Source organism: Phreatobacter sp. (assembly GCF_051860605.1).
Classification (GTDB): Bacteria; Pseudomonadota; Alphaproteobacteria; order Rhizobiales; family Phreatobacteraceae; genus Phreatobacter.
Genome location: NZ_JBHYDR010000004.1, coordinates 150763 through 171624, shown reverse-complemented (window position 1 = coordinate 171624; position 20862 = coordinate 150763). Strand labels below are relative to the sequence as shown.

The window sequence follows — 20862 nt, the reverse complement described above, 5'->3', positions numbered from 1 at the left end:
ACAATGATCCAGGTCATCACGGGGGTTCGCCCCGGGGAAAGCGACTTGCTCGAACAGGCCTTCCGGCTGCGCCACCGCGTCTTCGTCGATGAGAAACAGTGGACCGATCTGGCAAGGCCCGACGGTCGGGAAATCGACGAGTTCGACGGACCGGCCTCGGTCTACATCCTGGCGGTGGAGGACGGCACGGTTCGCGGCCATGTCCGCCTCAACCCGACCACGCGACCGCACCTCTTGGCCGACAAGCATGGCCACCTGTGCTACCGCCCGCAGCCGCGCGGGCCGCATGTCTGGGAGTGGACGCGCTACTGCGTCGATCCGACCGTGCGCGGCGGGCGGCGCTGGGGCGAGATCGCCTCGACGGTCGAGCTTGCCGCCATCGAATGGGGGCTCATGAACGGCATCAACGACATCGTCGTCGAATATGAGCCGAAGTTCATGACCCGCCATCATCAGATGGGCTTCAAGGTGACGCCGCTCGGCATCGCCGAGGAGATGAACGGGGAGTTCGTGGTGGCGGTCCACCTGCAGTGCCGCGATGACACGCTGGCGAAGAGCCGGGCTGCGCTCAACGTGCCCGGCCCCATCCTCTCGCCCTCGCTCGTGCCCGACATCTCGCGGGTGGCGTGATGGGAAAGGTGACCATCATGACAAGACCAACCAACAACGACGCGGAGTTGCAGTTCGCGCTGATGAAACTGGTGGCCTGCGCGCTCGATGTCGAGCGCCTGATGCCCGAGGGTCGCTCGGAACGGCTCGACCGCGCCATCCGGGCGCTTCGCGATCTCAGGACCGAACTGGGCTGGGACGACAACGAACTGGCCGACGAGGACGACAGCCAGACGCAGCAGTCGGCCTGACCTGTCAAGGCGTGCACATGACGAGACCGGGCCGGCCCTGCAGGGCCGGCCACGCTGCAGGCTGGATCAGCCCCTGGCGCCGAACAGCGCCCGTCGCAGCGCGTTGCCGCTTTTCGGCTCGGCGGCGGGAAGCAGGTCCGGGACCGGGATGTCGACCGGCTCGACCGGCGGGCTCTCGATCGCCGGCAGGGCCTCCATCACCCGCTCGGCCGGGAAGGTTGCCGTCACCTCGGTGCCCACGCGCAGGGTCGAGCGCAGCGTGAAGGTGCCGCCATGCATGGACACCAGTCCCTGTACGATGGGCAGGCCAAGGCCCGTGCCCTGTTCGGCGCTCTTGATGGCATTGGAGCCCTGGCCGAAATTGGACAGGACGATGGGGATCTCGTCCTCGGGGATGCCGGGCCCGGTATCCTTCACCGCGACATACTGGCCGCCCGAGGCAGTCCAGCCGACCTTGAGGGTGATCTCGCCGCCGGCGGGCGTGAACTTGATGGCATTCGACATCAGGTTGAGGACGATCTGGCGCAGCGCGCGCTCGTCGGCCCAGAGCTTCGGCAGATTCTGTTCGAAGCGTTCGACGATCTCCACGCCCTTGTTCCTCGCGCGCACCTTGAGCAGGTGATGGCACTCCTCCACGACATAGGCGAGGGTGACGGCCTCCTCGTTCAGTTCGTAGCGGCCGGCCTCGATGCGCGAGAGATCGAGGATCTCGTTGATCAGCGAGAGCAGATGCTGCCCCGAGGCATGGATGTCGCGGGCATATTCGGCATATTGCGGCGCCGAATGGGGGCCGAACATCTCGCCCTTCATCACCTCCGAGAAGCCGAGGATGGCGTTCAGCGGCGTGCGGAGTTCGTGGCTCATCTGGGCGAGGAAGCGCGACTTGGCGATGTTCGCCATCTCGGCATTGCGCCGGGCCTCGTCGGAATTGGCCTTCGCGGTCTCCAGCTCGCCGAACAGCGCGTCCTTCTCGGCGCGGACCTCGAGCGTGGCGAGGTTGGTGTGGTAGAGCCGGTTCGAGATGATGGCGAAGAAAACCAGCGTTCCGGCTGCCATCGTGGCGAGGATCGCGCCCTTCAACCCCTGCATCATCAGAAAATAGGCGATGACCAGGATGCTGGCGGGCAGCGAGGAGGCCAGCACCGCGCCGGGAAGGGTCGAGCCGATCATGGCCGAAACCGCCACGATGATCAGCATGCCGACCAGCAGGAAGGTGTTCGCCTCGGGGAGGTCGGTGCGCATGACGATGGTCAGCGCGAGAACCCAGGCCATGCCCTGAACGGTTTCCGCCAGCACGAAACGCAGGCGCCAGGCGCGCAGGTCCGCGCCCTCCGGATCGACGCGCAGGAACGAACGCGCCAGCAGCAGCATGAAGCCGTGAACAAGCAGGACGCCGCCCGCGCCGATGGCGCCCAGCAGCGGATTGGTGATCCAGGCGGCGACCCAGCCTGTGGCGCAGGCCAGCAGCACCACGGCCAGCCCGGCGGACAGCTTGTTCTGGGCATAGAGCCGCATCAGTTCGAAATCGAACGTGCGGCGGGTTCCGGTCGAGGACGTCAGCCGGTCGCGGGCGTCGCGCACCTGCCGGATCACGCGCTTGCGGTTCTGCGCGTGCTCGTCGGCACGCGCGGCGCGCCGCCCGTCCTGATCTCCGCCGACGACTTCAACAACCATCCCGGGCGGACCTTCCCCACGCAACGCTACTCGCGACAGAATTGTGGCGCGCTTTGATTAACGGGCGGCTGACCGGCATGGTAAACGAACCATGAACACGGTGATCCGGGCCGATTCGACGTGGCGGGCCGAGGCCAGCCAGCGGTGCCGGGCCCCGTCACGGCAGGCCACATTTCCCGTCCCGCTTCGGGGCCAGTCCGACAGGGCCATGCAGACGCGCGCCAGCCACCGCCACGCCACACGCCAGAGGCCCGCGCAACGGGGGCTGCCGACCTATGTGCTGCTGGCCTTCATCGCGGCGGCCACCGGGCTCGCCTACTACCTGACAAGCAGCCAGACACCGGCGAGCGTGACCGGCCGCGCCCGCGTCATCGACGGCGACAGCCTGGCTGTCGGCGGCGTGGAGGTGCGACTTCACGGGATCGACGCGCCGGAACTGTTCCAGCGCTGCCTGCGCGCGGGACGCGATGTCCAGTGCGGCCGCGAGGCCCTGCGGCATCTGGTGGCCCTGATCGCAGGCCAGCCGGTCACCTGCGAGCGGCGCGACATCGACCGTTTCGGCCGCATGGTCGCCACCTGCCGCATCGACGGTGTCGATCTCGGCCGGGCCATGGTCGCAGCCGGCCACGCGGTGTCCTATGGCGCCTATGTGGCCGACGAGGCTGCCGCCCGCTCCGAGCGGCGCGGCCTGTGGGGCGGCGAATTCACCCCGCCGCGGCAATGGCGGGACCAGCAGCGGGCCCGGCCCGGTCCGGGAGCCTGACACCTCGCTAAACGATCCTTAACCACGCGCGGCGAGACTTGGTCGGGAAATGCACTCCTGTTGCCGACCGAGCGTTTGATGGCCCCCCCGCAGGTGAACGACATCTGGCAGGTTGCGGCCGCGCTGTGCGTGTTTCTCGTGCTCGCCGGCCATGTGACGCTCGAAAGCGGCCTCGTCCGTGCCAAGCACAGCGTCAATGCTGCCGCCAAGGCGCTTGTCCAGACGGGCATTACCGCCATCGCGATCTGGCTGGTCGGCCAGGGGCTGATGGCCAGCGGCGGGCCTCTGTCCGGGCGTGGCCCCTTCGCGTCGGGCGATGGCGCGCTGGCCGCGCCCCTGCTGTTCGACATCGCGCTCGCTTGCGCCGCCGTCACCATCCTGTCCGGGCCGACCGCCGAGCGCGCCACGCTGAAAGGCCACGCGGTGGCCGTGCTGGCCTTTTCGCTCGCCATCTTCCCGCTCGCCGTCCACTGGGCCTGGGCCGGCGGGCCGACGCCCGGATGGCTGGCGGCGATCGGCTATGTCGACCTGGCGGGCGCCGGCGTCGTCCATGTCACGGCGGGCGCTGCCGCCATCACCGCCGCGGCGTTGATCGGCCCCCGCATCGGGCGTTTCAACGGCAACCGCAAGGTGGCGATCGTCCAGAGCCAGAGTTTTCCCTTTGCGGCCCTTGGCGTGCTGCTCCTGTGGCTCGGCTGGTTCGGCATCGCCATCGGCCGGACTGCCGCCGCCGGGCTGCCGCTCGCGCCCGTCGTGCTCAATCTCGTGCTGGCCGGTGCGGCCGGCACCACAGCGGCCTTCCTGGCAAACCAGATCCGTCCCCGTACGGTGACCGTCATCCACATGATCCAGGGCACGCTGGCCGGCGTGGTCGCGGCCTCGGCCGGTGCCCATCTGTTCGGGCCATGGCTGGCGCTTGCGGTCGGGGCCGCCGGCGCTGCGGCGGCGATCGGCGGCGGCCGGCTGCTGGAGCGGATGGAGATCGATGACGCGCTCGGCATGGCCTCGGTCCACCTGTTCGCCGGCGCGTTCGGCGTCCTGGCCACGGTGGCGGCAGGCACGATCGCGCCGGCCGGGCTTGTCATCCAGGGCGTCGGGCTGATCGCGCTCGTCTCCTGGGCTGCGACCATCATGGCGGCAGCGCTCGTGCTTGCCCGCATGGTCATGCCCATCCGCGTGGCGCCGGAACAGGAGCGCGCGGGCCTCAATGTCTCCGAGCACCGGATGACCACCGATGTCGCCCTGCTGGTCAGCCAGATGGGCACCGTCAACAGCCACAGCGGCATGTTCGCCTATCTGGAGGCCGATGCCGACGGGGAACTCGGCCAGATCGCCCAGGAATACAACCGTGCCATCGACATCTTCCGCGCCCAGATCCGCGGCGTGAAGGACCAGCTGGCCCAGACCGAGGCCGCCGTCGACGCGGCCGGCCGCGAGGCCTCGCGTCTCGCGCAGGACCTCGCCCAACGCGACGAGCGGCTGGAAGAGGCGACCCGGGAGGTTGGCCAGCTGACCGACCAGCTGGCCCGCTCGCTGGTGACGGTCCAGAGCCTCCACGGCATGCGCGACGGCATCGTCCGGCTGATCGGGCGCTCGTTCCGCCAGCCGATCGAACGGCTCCACATCATGGCGAGGCGCGCGGGCACCACCCGCCACCCCGCCGACATCGACGCACTGGTGGACGCCGCGCGCGAGGAATCGGCCCAGCTTGCCCGCCGGTTGGCCGAGGTGATCGACTATGCCCGTGCCTCCACCTTCGAGGCCCCGCCGACGCGCGACCATGCCTCACTCGAAAAGCTGATCGGCGAGATCAACATGATCTACCGGCCCCGGGCCGAAAACCGCGGCGTGAAGCTGCGCGTGGTCTGGACGCCCGACATCTCCTCGATGGCCGGCAGCGCGGCGGTGCTGCGCAAGGTGATGGGGGAACTGGTCAGCCGGGCCGTCGACGTGACGCCGGCCGGCGGGCTCGTCAGCTTCTCGGCGCGCCGCGGCGCAGCAGGCGACCTGGTGATCGACGTGGTCGATTCCGGTGGCGGGGTGAGCCCGGGCCAGATCGCGATGGCGCTGGACCCGCTGGCCGAAGGCACCACCGGCATGGCCGAGAACGAGGCAGGGCTCGGGCTGGCGCTGGTCAAGAAGCTGGTCGACATGCATGGCGGGGCGCTCACCATCCGGTCCCGTCCCGGCGTCGGCACCCAGGTGCGCGCCACCATCCATGCCGATCACGTGAGCCTTACCCTGCCGGCCGCCGTCTGAGGCGTCCGGGCCCGCGAGAGCCAGCCATTCCCGCGCCCCCTCGACCTGGGCAGCGCGATGCGGCATGGTCCGGCCCTCCCCTCACACCCGATCCGCAGCCATGTCCAATCACCTGTTCGACCTCGTCCGCCTTCATGCCGCGGACCCGACCAAGACCTTCATCGAGACCGAGACCGGCCGCGTGCTCACCTATGCCGACCTGCAGGCGCAGACGGCGCGCCTTGCCAATGTGCTGGTCGAACTGGGGGTGAAGGCCGGCGACCGCGTGGCCGTGCAGGTGGAGAAGTCGCCGGAGGCGATCCTGCTCTATCTGGCCTGTATCCGGGCGGGGGCTGCCTTCCTGCCGCTGAACACGGCCTACACGCTCACCGAGCTCGAATATTTCATCTCCGATGCCGAGCCGGCGCTGGTGATCTGCGACCCCGCGCGCCGCGAGGGCATCGCGGCCCTTGCCGCGGCGGCCGGCGTCGCGGCGGTGGAGACCCTCGGCCGCGCCCAGGACGGCTCGCTTGCGCACAAGGCCGCGCAGGCCAAGCCGGTCTTCGACACGGTCGCGCGCGGACCGGACGACCTTGCCGCCATCCTCTACACCTCGGGCACCACCGGGCGCTCGAAGGGCGCCATGCTGAGCCATGACAATCTCGCCTCCAACGCGCTGACATTGAAGGACTACTGGCGCTTCACCGCAGACGACGTGCTGCTCCATGCCCTGCCGATCTTCCACACCCACGGCCTGTTCGTCGCCACCAACACGATCCTGATGGCCGGCGCCTCCATGCTGTTCCTGCCGAAATTCGATGCCGAGCAGGTGTTCGCGCTGATGGGCCGGGCCACCACCATGATGGGGGTGCCGACCTTCTATGTCCGCCTCGTGCAGGACGAACGGCTGACGCGGCACGCCACCCGGCACATGCGCCTGTTCGTCTCCGGCTCGGCGCCGCTGCTGGCCGAGACGCACCGCAGCTTCCAGGAGAAGACCGGCCACGCCATCCTCGAGCGCTACGGCATGACCGAGACGAACATGAACACGTCCAACCCCTATGAGGGCGCGCGCGTGGCCGGCACGGTCGGCTTTCCGCTGCCGGGCGTGTCGCTGCGCGTGACTGATCCGGAGACCGGTGCGGAGGTCGCCAGGGGCGAGATCGGCATGATCGAGGTGAAGGGCCCGAACGTGTTCAAGGGCTACTGGCGCCAGCCGGAAAAGACCGCCGCCGAGTTCCGCGATGACCGCTACTTCATCACCGGCGACCTCGGCAAGATCGACGCCGACGGCTATGTCCACATCGTCGGCCGTGGCAAGGACCTCGTGATCTCCGGCGGCTACAATGTCTATCCGAAAGAGGTCGAGACCGAGATCGACGGCATGGCGGGCGTTGCCGAGAGCGCGGTGATCGGCGTTCCGCATCCCGATTTCGGCGAGGGCGTGACCGCCGTCGTGGTGCCGGAGAAGGGCGCGACGCTGAATGCCGGCGGCATCATGAGCGCGCTGGAAGGGCGGCTCGCCAAGTACAAGCTGCCGAAGCGGATCATCATCGTCGAGGACCTGCCGCGCAACACCATGGGCAAGGTCCAGAAGAACGTGCTTCGCGACACCTACAAGGGGATTTACGGGGGGTGAGGCGAGACCTGCCGCGCCCGCCGGCAGTTCAGCAAACTATCCGTCACCCCCGGCCGAGCGCAGCGAGGGGAAGGGGGTCCAGCGGCCGGGAGCGCCCCCCTCCGCGCCAGACGCCAAGACCCACAGCCATCCCCGCAGGGTTCGCCCTGCCACGTCTGGACCCCCTTCCCTCGCCCTTCGGGCTCGCCGGGGGTGACGGGGGAAGGAGCCTGAGCGCTTCGACAAGCGCCGTCAGCGGGCTTCGTAGCGCGCCAGCACGCGATCCACGAACACGCCGGCGGCGCCGAGATAGCCCGCCGGATCGAGCAGTTCGGCAAGGCGCTCCCGCGAGACATGGCGGGTGATGGCGTCATCGCCGGCCAGCACGTCGAGAAGCGCCCTGCCTTCGCCGACCGCCGTGCGGCAGGCCGCCTCGATGCGGTCATGGGCAACGAGCCGGCCGAGCGTCGGTGCGAGCGCCATCTGGACAGCCTCCGCCATCAGCAGCCCGCCGGTTGCGGCCAGATTTGCGGCCATCCGCCCGGGCCTGACCTCAAGCCCCTCCAGAAGCTCGGCAAGACGGGCCATGACCCCGCCGGTGAGGCGGGCAAGATCCGGCAACGCGAGCCATTCGGCCTGCCAGCCACCGGCGAACCGCTCGTGCTCGCCGGAGCCGCCGGCCGCGATCGCGGCCAGAAGCTGGGGCGCCAGTCCGGCCGCGCCGAGAATGGTCGCCGAGAGCGCGGGATTGCGCTTGTGCGGCATGGTCGAGGAGCCGCCACGACCGGGCGCGGCCGGCTCGAAGACCTCGCCGACCTCGGTCTGCATCATGAGGGCCGTGTCGCGGGCCACCTTGGCCGCCGTCGCGACGAGGCCGGCCATGAGGCTGGCGGCCTCCAGAATGCGGTCGCGCTGGCCGTGCCAGGGCGTGTCGGGCAGCGACAGGTCGAGGAGCGCGGCGAGCAGCCGGGCGACCGCGGGGCCCTTATCTCCAAGAGAGGCGAGCGTGCCGGCGGCACCGCCGAACTGCAGCGCGAGGATGCGCGGCCGCGCCTCGGCCAGGCGTTCGCGGTGCCGCATCAGGGCGTCGAGCGTTCCCGCCATCTTCAGCCCGAACGTGATCGGCAGGGCCTGCTGAAGCCAGGTCCGCCCGGCCATGGGCGTGTCGCGGTGGGCCTTTGCGAGGGCCGCGGCGGCGGCCATGGCACGGTCGAGATCGGCCTCGATGAGCTTGAAAGCCTCCCGCAACTGCAGGACCAGGCCGGTATCCATCACATCCTGGCTGGTGGCGCCGAAATGGACCCATCTGGCCGATTCGCCGTCATGCCCGGCCACTTTCGCGGTCAGCATCTTCACCAGCGGGATCGCGGTGTTGCCGGCCGTGGCGGCGGCTTCGGCCAGCAGGGCGGCATCGAGATCGCCGGCCCGGCACGCAGCGGCGATGGCGGGAACGGCCGCGGCCGGGATCACGTCCGTCCCGGCTTCGGCCTCGGCCAGCGCCGCCTCGAAGGCCAGCATGGCGGCGATGGTGGCGCGGTCTGACCAGATCGCTTCCATGGCCGGCGAGCCGAAGAGCGGCGAGACGAGCGAAACGGACATGGGCGACCTATATCCAGGAGGAAGCCGAGGCTTAGCAGAGGCTTTGCAACGCCACCACGGGGAACCCGCGCGTCCGGGCCCCGCCCCTGCTCAAGGAGAGCGCCATGACCGCCGATCCCAGGAAGGCCGCGGCCCTGCAGGAGCAGGGCACCCGCGAGTTCGACGAGGCGGTGGCCGGCAAGGGGCCCGCCATGCCGCCGCGCTCGGCAACGGCCGAAGAGGGCGCGAGCCTCGACGAGGCGCTGAAGCAGAGCTTCCCCGCAAGCGACCCGGCCAAACCGGCGGGATCGCGCACCGGGCTCGGCGCACCCAGCGGCCGCAAATCCGTCGACTGAGCGGCTCTCGCCGGCCGAACCCCGCCCCCCTGCCCTTGACACCGGCGGGCGCATACCGCACCTGACCGCCGTCAGCCGGCTGGACGGCCGCCGCCGCATCACCCGAAAGGGCGCGGGGGAGGAAAGTCCGGGCTCCACGGAAACACGGTGCCGGATAACGTCCGGCGGGGGCGACCCCAGGGACAGTGCCACAGAGAAGAGACCGCCGGGGCATGCTCCGGCAAGGGTGAAACGGTGGGGTAAGAGCCCACCGCGCGACCGGCAACGGAAGCGGCACGGCAAACCCCACCGGGAGCAAAACCGAATAGGGACGGCAGGGGGAAACCCCGGGCGTGGATCCGCGCCGCCGTCTGGGTAGGTTGCCAGAGGGGCCGAGCAATCGGTCCCCTAGAGGAATGGCCGTCGGGCGGGAGCGATCCCGCTGCACAGAACCCGGCTTACAGGCCGACTGATGACTGAGGGGCCCCGGCGCGAGAGCGTCCGGGGCCTCGCCATGTCAGGACAGAGGTCCGGCCGGGCCGTCAGCAGGTCATCCGGATTCGGCGCACGCCGCAATTGACGCTGGGCACGCCCCGGTTCGAGGAACAATAGGCATCGCCGGGCCTGAGGCCGAAAATGCGCCGCTGGCTGCCGGCCCTCACCGAAAAGACATTCGTCGTCCCGCTGCCGTGGAACAGCCGGAACCAGCAGGTCGGGCTTTCCCCGGGACTGCAGGTGAACCGGGCCACGCACTGCGCTTCAGCACTCCGCAAATCACCCATCAGAACACCACCGGCAATGGCTGCAATCGCCAAAGCCTTCACCATCCACCCCTTCATCGTCACAGATCCCTCGACTGACACAACGCCATGCTTGCAAGACCGGCGAAAGGCTAAGGGCCGGAAGGCGATGTGGCACCACCACCGTCCGCGACAAAGTGTCGTTCCGTGAGCGGCGGCCCCGCCGCGCCGTGCCGGCATCCGATCCACAGAAGGGTCTTGACCACGAGCACAAGGTTCGATATCGAATTATATAGTTCGATATCGAACTTAATGAGGTGAGCCATGAACCGTCGCATCTTCCTTGTCTCCGCCGGCAGCGCCGGCCTTGCCGTGGCAAGCGGTGCCACCGCCTTCGCCCTGACCCGCACGCCCACGCGCGCTCTGCTGCCCTGGTCCGAGGCCGGAGCGTCCCGCTCCGATCCCCGCCGATTCGTGGTCGAACACGCGGTCCTCGCGCCCAATCCGCACAACCGGCAGCCGTGGATCGTCGAATTGACCGGGCCGGAGACCATGACCCTGTTCTGCGATCCGGAGCGACGGCTGCCGCACACCGACCCGTTCGACCGGCAGATCGTCATCGGCCTCGGCTGTTTCGTGGAGATTGCCAGCCTGGCCGCCACTGCGATCGGCTACCGGCTGGAGGTCACCCCCTTCCCCGACGGCGAGCCGCAGCCGCGCCTCGACCAGCGGCCCGTGGCCCATCTGCGGCTGGTGCGCCAGGCCGCGACGGCGCCCGATCCGCTTTTCGCGGTGATCCGGAACCGCCGCTCGACGAAACGGCCCTTCGACATGGCGCGGCCAGTGCCTTCAGCGGCCCTTGCCAGCCTGACGGCGCAGTCCGGCCCGTTGGCCGCCGTGTCGACCGTCACCGATTCGGCGCGCGTGGCGCCGGTCCGCGACCTCACCTGGCAGGCCTGGGGGATCGAGGCGCAGACGAAGCGCACCCATATGGAAAGCGTCGAGCTGATGCGCATCGGCCGCTGCGAGATCGAGGCCAATCCCGATGGCATCTCGCTTGGCGGCCCGATGCTGGAGGGCCTTGCCCTGGTCGGCCAGCTGTCGCGCGAGCAACTGGCCGATACCGGGTCGGCTGCCTTCCGGCAGGGCGCGGACATGTATCGCGCCATGCTGGCAGCGACCCCGGCCTATCTCACGGTCCTATCGCCCGACCGCAGCCGCGCAGCCGAACTGGATGCCGGAAGGGTCTATGTCAGGGCCAATCTGGAAGCGACCCGGCTCGGCCTGTCCATGCACCCGGTCAGCCAGGCGCTGCAGGAGTTCGAGGAAATGGCCGAAACCCGCCGCCAGCTCGACGATGTTCTGGGCGCCCCGCCCAGCGGACGGCTGCACATGCTCGCCCGTCTCGGCTACGGTCCCGCGGTTGGCGAGACGCCGCGCTGGGCGGCAGCAACCCGCATACGGACGGCATGAGCCAGAAGACGTCCCCCGATCGCGATGCAGACCCGGCCGGCCCCGCGCCGGCCGAGCTTGCCTTTCGCGTGTTCAACGAGATCGGCATCATTCACCAGCTGGCGGCGACCGCCTTCGAGCGGGTGATGCCGGACGGCATGACGCTGGCCCAGTTCACCGTGCTCAACCATTTCGCCCGCCTCGGCGGGCGGCGCAGGCCCAGCGACCTTGCCCGCGCCTTCCAGGTGACCAAGGCCACCATGACCTCGACCCTCCAGCGCATGGAGGCCAAGGGGCTGGTGGTCATCGTTGCGGACGAGACGGACGGGCGCGGCCGGCTCGTCGAGGTCAGCGAGGCCGGACGCGCGATGCATCGCGACTGCATCGCGCGGCTGGGTCCGAAACTCGCCGGGATCGTCGCAGCGGTCGGCGTCGCCCCTTTCGCCGATGCGCTCGAACCGCTGACCGCGCTGCGGACGACCCTCGACAGGCTGAGGGACTGATCCGGTCCGGGTGATGCCATCCATCACCGAAATGCGCTTGTCGCGGCCGTGGCTGCCGCAGAGGCTGCGCGCCCATCCCGCCGCGGGCCCGTGCGGCCGCCGGACACCATGCGCCATGAGCCAGGCTGCCGCCATTCCGCCCGCTCCGCGGATCGCGCTGGGGCTCGCTCTCGGCGTAGCCGGGGTGGTGATCTTCGGCGCCACATTGCCGGCCACGCGGCTCGCCGTGGCCGATCTCGATCCCTGGTTCGTCACCTTCGGACGGGCCGCCGCCGCCGGTCTCCTGGCGGCCGTCGTGCTCGTCGTGCTGCGCCGGCCCCTGCCCGCACGGGCCGACCTGTCCCGCTATGGGGTGGCCGCCCTCTGCCTGATCACGGGGTTCCCCGGCTTCATGGCGCTCGCCATGGTGACGGTTCCTGCGGGACAGGGTGGGGTCGTGCTCGGCATCCTGCCGCTCGGCACGGCCGTGGCGGCGGTGCTTCTGGCCGGCGAGCGGCCATCGGTGGGTTTCTGGCTGGCAAGCGTCGCCGGAGCGGCGCTGGTGCTGATCTTCGCCCTGCGCCGGAGCGGGGGCTATGCTCTGACCACCGGTGACATCTACCTGTTCGCGGCCGTGGCCGCGGCCGCGCTCGGCTATACGGTCAGCGCCGTGCTGACGCGCGACCGGCCCGGCTGGGAGGTGGTGTCGTGGATGCTGGTGCTGGCCCTGCCGGTGACGCTCCCGGCCGCCTTCTGGTTCGCGCCGGCACACCCTGCGGCCGTGGGTGCCGCCGCATGGTGGGGCTTCGCCTATGCGGCGCTGTTCAGCCAGTATGTCGGTTTTTTCTTCTGGAATGCCGGGCTCGCGCTCGGGGGCATCGCCCGCGTGGGGCAGGTCCAGCTGCTTCAAACCTTCGTGACGCTTGGCCTCGCCGCCCTCGTCAATGGCGAGGTCATCGGCCGTGAAACCCTGCTGTTCGCGGCAGCGGTCGCGGTAACGGTTCTGGTCGGCAGCCGGATGCGCAGCCGCTAGGCTGACCATCGGGTGGTCCGCGCCACCACATTCGACTAGATTGGGACCATGCCACTCTTCGTGCGGCCCCTCCTTCTCGCGCTTGCCGGGGCGATCGTCGCCGTCGCGCCCGGCCAGGCGCAGCTCGACCTCAGGCCGCCCGGCGTCTCGACACCGGGCCGGTCTGCCGCGCCGGCGGTGCGCCGGCCTGCGGCCAGGGCGCTGCAGGCTGCACCGCTGCCCCTGCCGCGACCTCCCGAGGCCGACGAGGAGCAGGCGCCGGGCGAACCTCAACTCGCCACGGTGCCGCCTGCCGAAGCTCCATCCCCAGCGGCGCCTGCCGCCACGGCCCAGCCCGTGCCTGGCGCGTCGGCACCTGCTCCAGAGGCTCCGGCGCAGCCCGATCCTGCGTCAGCCGCCTCAGCCGCGCCGCCGGCGGCGCCCGCCGCGGCCGACGAGACACCGGCCGCCCCGCCGGCCACGGCCCCCAATCGCTTCGACGAGGCCTTTGTTGCCGCAAGCACGGCCACGGGGCCGGCCCTGACCCCGACCCGGCCGCCGCCGCCCTATGCCTTGCCGCCGGAACGACCGGTCGAGGGTCGCCCGTTCGCGGGACGCACCTTCCCGGTCGGGCGGGAGGCCCATCTGCCGGCGGTGCGGCGGCTTGCCGGCGACCGGCGCGTGCCGATCGACCTTGCCGACACGATCATTGCCATCGAGAGCGCCTACGACCCCCACGCGGTCGGCATGGCGGACGAGATCGGCCTGATGCAGATCCGGCTTTCCACCGCCCGCGAACTGGGTTTCGAAGGCGGCCCGCAGCTTCTGTTCGAACCGGAGACAAATATCCGCCTGGGCACCGCCTATCTGGCGGGCGCCTGGGAGCGGGCCGGGGGCAATCTGTGCGAGGCGCTCGCACGTTACCGTAACGGCTGGGACAGCCCGCGCATGTCGCCGCTGACGATGGAATATTGCCGGCGGGCGGTCATTCACCTGACGGCCATCGGGTCGCAGCTGGTACGAACGCCCGCACAGTCGGCGGCGCCCCAGGCTCCGAGAGGTCCGTCGGCCCCGACCCCGCCGTCAAGCGGCAGCGCCGATCCGGTCGGGGGAACAGACGACCGGTTCAACTGGTCCGACCACGAGACCCGCATACGCCAGATCGAGCAGCGCTTCGGCGGCGACAATTTCGGCATCATAGCTCGCTAGCTTTCCCGTCCATAGACGCAGCCGGCGCGCCCGGCCTAGGCTCCGTGACCGTTCGGGAAGGAGAATGCGCATGCCGGTTACCGCCGATGTTGAGCAGGTTGTCGCGGACATCATCCGCTGGGCCGCGATCGAGAGCCCGACCTATGATGCCGGTGCGGTCAACCGGATGATGGACGAGGGGTCTGCCGACCTGCAGGCCATGGGCTTCCGCATCGAGCGAACGACCGGCACTCAGGGCTTCGGCGACATCGTCGTCGGACGTCTCGACGGGGCCGAGCCGGGTCCCGGCCTGCTGATCCTCGCCCATGTCGACACCGTCCATGCCGTCGGGACGCTGGCCGGCCCGCTGCCGATCCGGCGCGAGGGCGAGCGGCTGTATGGCCCGGGCGTCACCGACATGAAGGGCGGCACGGTATTGACCCTGCACGTGCTGGCCAAGATCCTGAAAGCGCGCGGCGGGCGCCTGCGCCGGTCCGTCACCGTCGTGCTGATCCCGGACGAGGAGGTCGGCTCGCCCTCATCGCGCGCAACCATCGAGGCCGAGGCGCGCAACCACGCCCATGTGCTGGTGCCCGAGCCGGGCCGCGAGCATGTCACCACCACCGGCCGCCATGCGGTCGTGCGATACAACATCCACGTCCATGGACGGCCCTCGCATGCGGGCGCGGCGGTCAGCCGGGGCGTAAGCGCCATCCGCGCCATGGCCCGGATCATCGAGACGGTGGAGGACTGGTCGGACTACGAGCGCGGCCAGACGTTCGCGGTCGGCCGGGTGAATGCCGGCACATGGGTCAACGTGGTGCCGGTCATCTGTTCGGCGGAGGTCTTGTGCGTGGCGGCAACGCCGGAAGATGTCGCCGACATCGACGTGCGCCTGAAGACGCTGCGCCCGCCCTTCCCCAACACGCGGATCACGATCGAACCGGGACCGGTGCGGCCGCTGTTCATGGCCGAAGAGGGAACCATGGCGCTCTATGCCAAGGCCAAGGCGATCGCCGACGCCCATGGCTTCCCCATCGGCCACATGCAGTCAGGCGGCGGCTCGGACGGCAATTTCACCGGTGCCATGGGTGTTCCGACCCTCGACGGACTGGGTGTCTGGGGCGGCGGCATCCACACCAAGGAGGAGTTCTGCGACATTCGCTCGATCCATCCGCGCGGCATCATCCTGGCGGGGCTGATCGAAGATCTCGCGGGTTGAGGACCTGCCATGTCGACCATGCCGATCCTGACCGACGAGCAGCTCACGCCGGAGGCGGCCGCGGTGTTCGCGGAGATCCGGGCGCTGCGAAAGACCGATTTCGTCAACAATTTCTGGCGGGTTCTGGCCAATGATCCGCCCGCGCTGAAGCGGACATGGGAGAGCCTCAGGCAGGTCATGGGGCCCGGCGCACTCGACCCGCTGACCAAGGAACTGCTCTACGTGGCGGTCTCCATGGCCAATTCCTGCGAATACTGCATCCGCTCGCACACAGCGGCGGCGCGGGCCAGAGGCATGACCGATGCCCAGTACATGGAGATGGTGTCCGTGGTGGCCATGGCCGCCGAGACCAACCGCATGGTGATCTCCCTTCAGGTGCCGGTGGACGCCGCGTTCCTGCCCGAGCAGCCGGGGCCGTTCAATCAGGTGTGAAGGGGACAGGCACGAACCGGGCATTTCGGACCAGTCAGGTGGTCGCGTTGCCGGGCCGTTTCGTGCTTGACTGGTGTTCGACGCAATGCCGCCGAAACATGGCGGACCAATAGATCTGCCCGACGGGGATTCACCATGGCCAGGACAGTTTCGATGACGTCTCGGATGGGCGGCGGCCTTGCCGCTGCAGCACTCGCACTCGCACTGGGAACGGGACTTGCCCTCTCCCCCACCGCCATTCCGCAGGCCGAAGCCCGGCAGGCGATCGACCTGTCGGACCTCGCCGAGCGGGTGATCGGCGCGGTCGTCAACATCTCGACAACCACGCGGGTCGACACAGCCGGCGGTGCCCGTCCCGGCGCGCCGCCTCCCGGCCGTGGCGGACCGCCCGGCACGCCCCCCGGTGCCCGCCCGGGTCCTGGCGCACCCTTCGACGAACTGTTCGAGGAATTCTTCCGTCGGCGCGGCGAGAACCCGCCCGGAGCGCCCGGCGGACCGCCCGGCCAGCAGGCGCCGCAGCGGCGCCAGTCCTCGCTCGGTTCCGGCTTCGTGATCGATCCGGCCGGCATCATCATCACGAACAACCACGTGATCGACAATGCCGACGAGATCACGGTGATCTTCAACGACGGCACGCGCCTGCGCGCCGAACTGGTCGGCCGTGACCGCGAGACGGATGTGGCCGTGCTGCGTGTCCAGTCGCCGCGGCCGCTGACCCACGTGCCGTTGGCCGATTCCGACAAGATCCGCATCGGCGAGCCGGTGATGGCCATCGGCAATCCGCTCGGCCTCGGCGGCACGGTGACGGCCGGCATCGTCTCGGCCAAGAACCGCGACATCCAGTCCGGCCCCTTCGACAACTACATCCAGACCGACGCGGCCATCAATCGCGGCAATTCCGGCGGCCCGCTGTTCAACATGGCCGGCGAGGTGATCGGCATCAACACCGCGATCTTCTCCCAGTCCGGCGGCAATATCGGCATCGCCTTCGCCGTGCCGGCCAATACGGCAAAGCCGGTGATCGAGCAGCTTCGCGAGTTCGGGGAGACGCGGCGCGGCTGGCTCGGCGTGCGCATCCAGGAGGTGACCGACGAGATCGCCGAGAGCCTCAATCTCGGCACCCGGCGCGGCGCCCTGATCGCCGGCATCGAGCCCAACGGCCCGGCAGCGCCGGCCGGCATGCGGTCCGGCGACGTCGTCGTGCGGTTCGACGGCCGGGAGGTGCGCAATGCGCGCGAACTTCCGCGCATCGTGTCGGAGACGCAGGTCGGCAAGGCGGTCGCGGTGATCGTCATCCGCGGCGGGCAGGAGGAGACCCTGACCATCACGCTCGGCCGGCGCGAGGGCAATATCCAGCAGGCCTCGACCGGCCGACAGCCGACCCGCCCGACCCCGCCGCCGAACCCGACCGTCTCGGCGCTCGGCCTGCAACTCTCGGGCCTGACCAACGAGATCCGGCAGCGCTTCGGTCTGCGGCCGGACGTCCGGGGTGTGGTGGTGATGCAGGTCGATCCGAACTCGCGCGCGGCCGAGCGGCGCGTGCAGGCGGGCGACGTCATCCTCGAGGTGCAGAACGAGGCGGTGAATGCGCCGGCCGACGTGACCCGGCGGGTCGAGGCGCTGCGGTCCGAGGGGCGCAATTCCGCACTGTTCCTCATCGCCAATGCCGGCGGCGACCGCCGTTTCGTGGCCTTGAACCTGCGCTGAACCCGGGCTGGCCAGGGCCCCCCCTTGAACTAGACTTTTGACGGGCGGTCTCAGGCCCGCCCTTGAACGCGACTTTTGACGGGCGGGCTCAGGCCCGCCCTTCCCGTTTGCCCTACTCGGTGAAATCGGACCGCCGGTAGCCCTGCGCGTAGAGCAGCGCCGTCAGGTCGCCGTGGTCGATGCGGGCATGGGCGGCAGCGGCAACCGCGGGCTTGGCGCGGAACGCCAGGCCAAGGCCCGCCTCCTCCAGCATGGCCAGGTCATTGGCGCCGTCGCCGACCGCCATGGTCTCCTCGGCGGCAAGGGCATAGGCCACGCGCAGCGACACCAGCGCCTCGCGCTTGGCCTCGCGGCCGATGATCGGCTCCTCGACATGGCCCGCCAGTTGGTCATCCGCGACGGCGAGCACGTTGGCCCGGTCCTCGTGGAAGCCGATCATGGCGGCGATCCGTGCCGTGAACAGTGTGAAACCGCCGGAGACCAGCGCCGTATAGGCCCCGTTGGCGCGCATGGTGCGCACCAGTTCGCGGCCACCGGGGGTGAGCGTGATCCGACGCTCGATGACATCGTCGATCACCGAGACCGGCAGCCCCTTGAGCAGCCCCACCCGCTCGCGAAGTGCCGGCTCGAAGGCGATCTCGCCACGCATCGCCCGCTCGGTGATGGCGGAGACATGCTCCTTCAGCCCGACCAGATCGGCCAGTTCGTCGATGCATTCCTGCCCGATCATGGTGGAATCCATGTCGGCGACGAACAGGCGCTTGCGCCGCGATTCGACCGGCTGCACCACCACATCCACCGGCGCCCCGTCCAGCGCCGCGCGCAGTTGTGCGGCCAGCGCGCGGTTGTCGGACGCCCCGTCGGGTGCGAAAGGAACGTCGGCGGCAATTTCAGGGTCAAGGACCACCGGTTCGCCCGCCTGCGGCAGCAGGTCCCGGGCCCGCGCGATAAGCGCATCCGAGACAGCCGGTTCCGCCGGATTGGCAATGAGGGTTGCAACGTGGGTCAAGTTTCGGGTCCTTGCAGCGGCACGCGACCGGCGGCCGTCCTCATTGCAGGTCCGACCGCCAGCGGCAAGTCGGCGCTGGCGCTGGACCTTGCCCGGCGCTTCGGCGGCACGGTCATCAATGCCGATTCCATGCAGGTCTATCGCGACCTTGCCATCATCACCGCCCGGCCGACGCCTGCGGAAGAGGCGCTGGCGCCGCACCGGCTCTACGGCTGCGTGGATGCTGCCGAGAATTTCTCTGTCGGACGCTGGCTGGAGCGCGCCGGCGCCGCGCTGGCCGAGGTGCGCGAGGCCGGCCGGCTGCCCGTGCTCGTCGGCGGCACCGGGCTCTATTTCCGGGCACTGACCTCGGGCATGGCGCCGATCCCGCCCGTGCCGGATGCCGTCCGGGAGGCTGTGCGACGGGAGGCGGCAGACCTTGCCCCGCAGGTCCTTCACGCCCGGCTTGCCGCACGCGACCCCGAGACCGCAGGCCGGCTGCGGCCGAGCGACCCGCAGCGTATCCTGCGCGCGCTGGAGGTGCTGGAAGCGACCGGCCTGCCGCTGGCCGAGTGGCAGCGGGCCGCCCCGTCACCGGCCCTGCTCGCGCCCGGCGCCATTGCGGGCGTCTTCCTGTCGGTCGACCGCGCCGCGCTGCGGCTGACCATCGACCGTCGCTTCGAGGCCATGATGACCGCCGGCGCGCTGGAGGAAGTCGCCCGCCTCGCCTCCCGCCGGCTCGATCCGGCGTTGCCGGCCATGCGCGCCCACGGGGTGCCGGGACTGATCGCCCATCTTGAAGGCCATGCCAGCCTCGACGAGGCCATCGCGAGGGGGCAGCGCGACACCCGCGCCTATGCCAAGCGCCAGGAGACGTGGTTCCGCAACCAGATGCCGGATTTTCAATGGCTTTCGCCGGCCGAAGCCGGAACCCGCCTCGCGGCGCGGCTTCAGACCTGATCCGAGCGGTTGCGCGGCCGCGGCCGGCTGCGGACGCGCGGCGCGAACGGCAGCACGCTGTCCTCGGGCGCCACCGGCGCGGCATCGGGGACGCGGACGATCAGCGCGTCCTCGCCGCCCTCGTCAACCGCCACCACGTTGCGGCCGGAGGCTTTGGCCCGATACAGGGCCGCATCGGCGCGACAGAGCAGGCGGTCCATGCTCTCGCGCCCGTCCCAGGTAGCCACGCCGAAGGAAGCGGTGAAGGAGATCAGGCCGTGCTCGCTCTCGACGCCGGTTGCGGCGAAGGCCGCCCTCATCCGTTCGGCGGCCGCGGCCGCGCCCGTCAGCCCCGTATGCGGCAGGACCGCGATGAACTCCTCGCCGCCGAGCCGGCCGACAAGGTCAACATCCTCGCGCAGGCCGAAGCACATTATGCCGACCGCGGCCTTGAGAACCGCGTCGCCACCGGCGTGGCCGAAATGGTCGTTGACGCGCTTGAAATGGTCGAGATCGAGCGCGATCAGGGCGAGCGGATGGCCATAGCGCCCGGCGAGCGCCAGCGCCTTCTCAAGGCCGTCCGTGAGCGCGCGACGGTTCAGGATACCGGTCAGGGAATCGCGGGTGGCAAGCCAGCTCAGTTCCTGCTCGAGCTCCTGGCGGCGGACGATCTCGGCCCGCAGCGCCTCGTTGGCAGCGGCAAATTCCAGCTGTTTCAGGCGCGCCTCATCCTCGGCCTTCTTGCGGTCGGTGACATCGGCGAAGGTCACCATGAACCCGTCCGCCAGCGGGCCGACGGAGATGTCAAAATAGCGCGTCTCACCCTTTGAACGATAGGGAGCGACGAACTCGTTCGGCTCATGGGTCTCGGCCACACGGACATATTTGTCCCACAGACCGGCCTCGCGCAGCCTGGGAAAGACGCTCATCACGCGCGAGCCCAGCATGACCTCGATCGGCAGGTCGGCAAAGGCGGCGGCACGACGGTTGGCGACGATGAATTCGCCATCCAGTGCCTTCCCCTCGTCGTCGCGGATAATGCGTACCGCGACAATGGCATCCAGGGAAGCGTCCAGAATCGCGCTGAGCAGGTCGTCACGCAGTTCGCGCGGGCGCGAGAAGATGACGACGATCGGCGTTCCATCCTCGTCGCGGCAGGGCAGGACGAGGCGCTCCCAGAGATGGACCTGGGCGGCGAAGCTTGAACGGTGCAGCGTGAACAGGGGCGTCCCCGATGCGATCGCCCGCTCGTTGCACTCGCGGAAGAAGTCGCCGATCGGACCCTGAAACTTGCTGGAGCGCTGGCCGGTCATGTCCAGCCCGACATGGCTGGCAACCTGCTTGCCGTAATGGGCATAGAGATAGTCGCCGTCCTCCATGGGGACGAGGACGATCATCTCGTCGGCCGCCGGGCCGAGTTCGAGCGGGTCGAAGGGGGCGAAGGGGACGAAACCGAGCTTTTCATGCAGGCGCTGCCAGCGCGCGAGCAGATGCCGCACAGCCGGGGCCTGTGCGCGCTCCTCGATACCCGTTTCGAAAATCTCGCGATACATCGGCTGCCTGTCCCGGCGCCAAAACTGCCATCGGCCGTTTAAGGTTCGGTGAATCGCTCAAACCTTCATGCCGCTACGGCA

18 protein-coding genes and 1 other RNA gene are annotated in these 20862 nt (G+C 69.7%); 15 read left to right on the top strand and 4 right to left on the bottom strand.

Annotated features, from left to right (window positions below):
• Nucleotides 1-3 precede the first annotated feature (3 nt).
• A complete protein-coding gene (locus ACTIFS_RS08695) occupies nucleotides 4-630 on the top strand; it encodes an acyl-homoserine-lactone synthase (protein WP_439573684.1) in 627 nt (208 codons plus the stop codon).
• A 17-nt stretch (nucleotides 631-647) separates the two neighbouring features.
• Nucleotides 648-860: a hypothetical protein gene (locus ACTIFS_RS08690; protein ID WP_439573683.1), complete on the top strand. Its 213-nt coding sequence runs from the start codon at nucleotides 648-650 to the stop codon at nucleotides 858-860.
• A 66-nt stretch (nucleotides 861-926) separates the two neighbouring features.
• Here ACTIFS_RS08690 and ACTIFS_RS08685 read toward each other — a convergent pair whose 3' ends face one another.
• Nucleotides 927-2534 carry a sensor histidine kinase gene (locus tag ACTIFS_RS08685; protein ID WP_439573682.1) on the bottom strand — a complete coding sequence of 536 codons (1608 nt, stop codon included), beginning with the start codon at nucleotides 2532-2534 and terminating at the stop codon, nucleotides 927-929.
• Between the two features lie 208 nt (nucleotides 2535-2742).
• Between ACTIFS_RS08685 and ACTIFS_RS08680 the strand changes: the two genes are divergently transcribed.
• The 3 genes from ACTIFS_RS08680 (at nucleotide 2743) to ACTIFS_RS08670 (ending at nucleotide 7174) form a co-directional block, all read left to right on the top strand.
• Entirely contained in the window at nucleotides 2743-3297 is a 555-nt protein-coding gene (locus tag ACTIFS_RS08680) for a thermonuclease family protein (RefSeq protein ID WP_439573681.1), read from the top strand.
• Nucleotides 3298-3375: 78 nt separating this feature from the next.
• Nucleotides 3376-5556, top strand: a complete 2181-nt coding sequence (locus tag ACTIFS_RS08675) for an ATP-binding protein (RefSeq protein WP_439573680.1) — start codon at nucleotides 3376-3378, stop codon at nucleotides 5554-5556.
• A 100-nt stretch (nucleotides 5557-5656) separates the two neighbouring features.
• Nucleotides 5657-7174 carry a malonate--CoA ligase gene (locus tag ACTIFS_RS08670; RefSeq protein WP_439573679.1) on the top strand — a complete coding sequence of 506 codons (1518 nt, stop codon included), beginning with the start codon at nucleotides 5657-5659 and terminating at the stop codon, nucleotides 7172-7174.
• A 231-nt stretch (nucleotides 7175-7405) separates the two neighbouring features.
• Here ACTIFS_RS08670 and ACTIFS_RS08665 read toward each other — a convergent pair whose 3' ends face one another.
• Nucleotides 7406-8752 (bottom strand): 3-carboxy-cis,cis-muconate cycloisomerase, encoded by a 1347-nt coding sequence (locus ACTIFS_RS08665; protein ID WP_439573678.1) that lies wholly within the window; start codon nucleotides 8750-8752, stop codon nucleotides 7406-7408.
• 104 nt (nucleotides 8753-8856) lie between these two features.
• On the opposite strand from ACTIFS_RS08665, the gene ACTIFS_RS08660 reads away from it, so the two are divergent.
• The 9 genes from ACTIFS_RS08660 (at nucleotide 8857) to ACTIFS_RS08620 (ending at nucleotide 17301) form a co-directional block, all read left to right on the top strand.
• A complete protein-coding gene (locus tag ACTIFS_RS08660) occupies nucleotides 8857-9087 on the top strand; it encodes a hypothetical protein (protein ID WP_439573677.1) in 231 nt (76 codons plus the stop codon).
• A 71-nt stretch (nucleotides 9088-9158) separates the two neighbouring features.
• Nucleotides 9159-9543: RNase P RNA component class A (rnpB, locus tag ACTIFS_RS08655), an RNA gene on the top strand.
• A 587-nt stretch (nucleotides 9544-10130) separates the two neighbouring features.
• Nucleotides 10131-11279 (top strand): Acg family FMN-binding oxidoreductase, encoded by a 1149-nt coding sequence (locus ACTIFS_RS08650; protein WP_439573676.1) that lies wholly within the window; start codon nucleotides 10131-10133, stop codon nucleotides 11277-11279.
• Nucleotides 11276-11761 (top strand): MarR family winged helix-turn-helix transcriptional regulator, encoded by a 486-nt coding sequence (locus ACTIFS_RS08645; RefSeq protein WP_439573675.1) that lies wholly within the window; start codon nucleotides 11276-11278, stop codon nucleotides 11759-11761. The genes ACTIFS_RS08650 and ACTIFS_RS08645 overlap by 4 nt, the downstream gene beginning before the upstream one ends.
• 115 nt (nucleotides 11762-11876) lie before the next feature.
• Nucleotides 11877-12773, top strand: a complete 897-nt coding sequence (locus ACTIFS_RS08640) for a DMT family transporter (protein WP_439573674.1) — start codon at nucleotides 11877-11879, stop codon at nucleotides 12771-12773.
• 48 nt (nucleotides 12774-12821) lie between these two features.
• Nucleotides 12822-13961 carry a lytic transglycosylase domain-containing protein gene (locus ACTIFS_RS08635; protein ID WP_439573673.1) on the top strand — a complete coding sequence of 380 codons (1140 nt, stop codon included), beginning with the start codon at nucleotides 12822-12824 and terminating at the stop codon, nucleotides 13959-13961.
• A 70-nt stretch (nucleotides 13962-14031) separates the two neighbouring features.
• The gene (locus ACTIFS_RS08630; protein WP_439573672.1) at nucleotides 14032-15162 is read left to right on the top strand and encodes a M20/M25/M40 family metallo-hydrolase; all 1131 of its coding nucleotides are present in this window, start codon (nucleotides 14032-14034) and stop codon (nucleotides 15160-15162) included.
• A 9-nt stretch (nucleotides 15163-15171) separates the two neighbouring features.
• Nucleotides 15172-15594, top strand: coding sequence for a carboxymuconolactone decarboxylase family protein (locus tag ACTIFS_RS08625; protein ID WP_439573671.1), 423 nt, complete (start codon nucleotides 15172-15174; stop codon nucleotides 15592-15594).
• Nucleotides 15595-15729: 135 nt separating this feature from the next.
• On the top strand, nucleotides 15730-17301 hold the full coding sequence (locus ACTIFS_RS08620) for a Do family serine endopeptidase (RefSeq protein ID WP_439573670.1): 1572 nt from the start codon (nucleotides 15730-15732) through the stop codon (nucleotides 17299-17301).
• Between the two features lie 112 nt (nucleotides 17302-17413).
• On the opposite strand, the gene serB is transcribed toward ACTIFS_RS08620, so the two are convergent.
• Nucleotides 17414-18310: a phosphoserine phosphatase SerB gene (gene serB, locus ACTIFS_RS08615; RefSeq protein ID WP_439573669.1), complete on the bottom strand. Its 897-nt coding sequence runs from the start codon at nucleotides 18308-18310 to the stop codon at nucleotides 17414-17416.
• Here serB and miaA point away from each other — a divergent pair.
• The gene (miaA, locus tag ACTIFS_RS08610) at nucleotides 18302-19249 is read left to right on the top strand and encodes a tRNA (adenosine(37)-N6)-dimethylallyltransferase MiaA (protein ID WP_439573668.1); all 948 of its coding nucleotides are present in this window, start codon (nucleotides 18302-18304) and stop codon (nucleotides 19247-19249) included. The genes serB and miaA overlap by 9 nt on opposite strands.
• On the opposite strand, the gene ACTIFS_RS08605 is transcribed toward miaA, so the two are convergent.
• Entirely contained in the window at nucleotides 19240-20781 is a 1542-nt protein-coding gene (locus ACTIFS_RS08605; RefSeq protein ID WP_439573667.1) for a diguanylate cyclase, read from the bottom strand. The two genes, miaA and ACTIFS_RS08605, sit on opposite strands and share 10 nt — an antisense overlap.
• Nucleotides 20782-20862 lie beyond the last annotated feature (81 nt).

Coding starts and splice junctions, on each gene's coding strand:
- ACTIFS_RS08695 (WP_439573684.1), top strand. CDS start 4: ATGATCCAGGTCATCACGGGGGTTCGCCCCGGGGAAAGCGACTTGCTC.
- ACTIFS_RS08690 (WP_439573683.1), top strand. CDS start 648: ATGACAAGACCAACCAACAACGACGCGGAGTTGCAGTTCGCGCTGATG.
- ACTIFS_RS08685 (WP_439573682.1), bottom strand. CDS start 2,534: ATGGTTGTTGAAGTCGTCGGCGGAGATCAGGACGGGCGGCGCGCCGCG.
- ACTIFS_RS08680 (WP_439573681.1), top strand. CDS start 2,743: ATGCAGACGCGCGCCAGCCACCGCCACGCCACACGCCAGAGGCCCGCG.
- ACTIFS_RS08675 (WP_439573680.1), top strand. CDS start 3,376: ATGGCCCCCCCGCAGGTGAACGACATCTGGCAGGTTGCGGCCGCGCTG.
- ACTIFS_RS08670 (WP_439573679.1), top strand. CDS start 5,657: ATGTCCAATCACCTGTTCGACCTCGTCCGCCTTCATGCCGCGGACCCG.
- ACTIFS_RS08665 (WP_439573678.1), bottom strand. CDS start 8,752: ATGTCCGTTTCGCTCGTCTCGCCGCTCTTCGGCTCGCCGGCCATGGAA.
- ACTIFS_RS08660 (WP_439573677.1), top strand. CDS start 8,857: ATGACCGCCGATCCCAGGAAGGCCGCGGCCCTGCAGGAGCAGGGCACC.
- ACTIFS_RS08650 (WP_439573676.1), top strand. CDS start 10,131: ATGAACCGTCGCATCTTCCTTGTCTCCGCCGGCAGCGCCGGCCTTGCC.
- ACTIFS_RS08645 (WP_439573675.1), top strand. CDS start 11,276: ATGAGCCAGAAGACGTCCCCCGATCGCGATGCAGACCCGGCCGGCCCC.
- ACTIFS_RS08640 (WP_439573674.1), top strand. CDS start 11,877: ATGAGCCAGGCTGCCGCCATTCCGCCCGCTCCGCGGATCGCGCTGGGG.
- ACTIFS_RS08635 (WP_439573673.1), top strand. CDS start 12,822: ATGCCACTCTTCGTGCGGCCCCTCCTTCTCGCGCTTGCCGGGGCGATC.
- ACTIFS_RS08630 (WP_439573672.1), top strand. CDS start 14,032: ATGCCGGTTACCGCCGATGTTGAGCAGGTTGTCGCGGACATCATCCGC.
- ACTIFS_RS08625 (WP_439573671.1), top strand. CDS start 15,172: ATGTCGACCATGCCGATCCTGACCGACGAGCAGCTCACGCCGGAGGCG.
- ACTIFS_RS08620 (WP_439573670.1), top strand. CDS start 15,730: ATGGCCAGGACAGTTTCGATGACGTCTCGGATGGGCGGCGGCCTTGCC.
- ACTIFS_RS08605 (WP_439573667.1), bottom strand. CDS start 20,781: ATGTATCGCGAGATTTTCGAAACGGGTATCGAGGAGCGCGCACAGGCC.